Source organism: Streptomyces pathocidini (assembly GCF_001418495.1).
Lineage (GTDB): Bacteria > Actinomycetota > Actinomycetes > Streptomycetales > Streptomycetaceae > Streptomyces > Streptomyces pathocidini.
The window spans coordinates 1-1522 of the sequence record NZ_LIQY01000049.1 but is presented as its reverse complement, the minus strand read 5'-3'; the positions used below and the strand labels follow the sequence as shown (position 1 = coordinate 1522).

Below are 1522 nucleotides of genomic sequence, written 5' to 3'. Positions count from 1 at the left end.
GTGCGCGAGGGCACGGCCGGGCCGGGGCTGGGGAAGCGCCGACTCGACATCGCCCGCAGTTTCCTGCGGGCGGGGTGTTTCTCTCATCTGCGAAAACCGTACGCCAGGGGCAACACGTCGGACAGCCGGATCGCGCGTCCACCATGGGAGTCCCACAGATTCTTCACGAGGCAACACAGGCAGCCGAGTTGATCGCCGGGGAGGGCCGTGGAGCGGCGGTCCGGGGAGGCCGCGGGGCGGTGGCCAAGAGGCCCGGGGTGGTGGTCGGGAAGGCGCGGGGGCGGTGCGGACGGGTAGTCCGTCCGCACCGCGCTCTCTGGCACTACCGCGCACAGCCCGCCGTCCGTGGCCGCGCCGCGGACGGCGCCCACGCGATCACAGTGCGGCGAGCGCGCCTTCGAGAATGTCCAGGCCCTCGTTCAGCAGGTCCTCGCCGATCACCAGCGGCGGCAGGAACCGCAGCACGTTGCCGTACGTACCGCAGGTCAGGACCAGTAGGCCCTCGGCGTGGCAGGCCTTCGCCAGCGCCGCCGTCGCCTCCGGGTTCGGGGCCGGAGCGCTCCCGCCGGCCGCCGCGACACCGGGCTTGACCAGCTCGATCGCGATCATGGCGCCGCGTCCGCGTACGTCGCCGATGATGTCGTACTTCTCCTGCATCGCCGACAGGCGGCCCTTCATGACCTCCTCGATGCGCTGGGCGCGGGCGTTGAGGTCGAGCTCCTTCATCGTCTCGATGGCGCCGAGCGCCGCCGCGCAGGCGACCGGGTTGCCGCCGTAGGTGCCGCCGAGGCCGCCGGCGTGGGCCGCGTCCATGATCTCGGCGCGGCCGGTGACGGCGGCGAGCGGCAGACCGCCCGCGATGCCCTTGGCGGTGGTGATCAGGTCCGGGACGACGCCCTCGTCCTCGCACGCGAACCACTGGCCGGTGCGGCAGAAGCCGGACTGGATCTCGTCCGCGACGAACACGATGCCGTTGTCCTTGGCGAACCGGGCGATCGCCGGCAGGAAGCCCTTCGCGGGCTCGATGAAGCCGCCCTCGCCCAGCACCGGCTCGATCACGATCGCCGCGACGTTCTCCGCCCCGACCTGCTTCGAGATCATGTCGATGACCTGCGCCGACGCCTCCTCGGCGCAGTTCTCGGCGCCGGTCAGCCAGCGGTACGGGTAGGCCACCGGCACGCGGTACACCTCGGGCGCGAACGGGCCGAAACTGTGCTTGTACGGCATGTTCTTGGCGGTCAGCGCCATCGTGAGGTTCGTGCGGCCGTGGTAGCCGTGGTCGAAGACGACGACCGCCTGGCGCTTGGTGTAGGCGCGGGCGATCTTCACCGCGTTCTCCACTGCCTCTGCGCCGGAGTTGAACAGCGCGGACTTCTTGGCGTGGTCGCCCGGGGTGAGCTTCGCCAGCTCCTCGCACACCTCCACGTAGCCTTCGTACGGGGTCACCATGAAGCAGGTGTGGGTGAAGTCCGCGAGCTGCGCGGAGGCGCGGCGTACGACGGCCTCCGCGGAGGAGCCGACC

General features: G+C 71.2%; 1 protein-coding gene. It reads right to left on the bottom strand.

What is annotated here, in order from left to right; all coding sequences use genetic code 11:
* Positions 1-375: 375 nt before the first annotated feature.
* A partial coding sequence (gene gabT / locus AOK16_RS03195; protein WP_055470678.1) for a 4-aminobutyrate--2-oxoglutarate transaminase occupies positions 376-1522 on the bottom strand: 1147 nt, incomplete at its 5' end.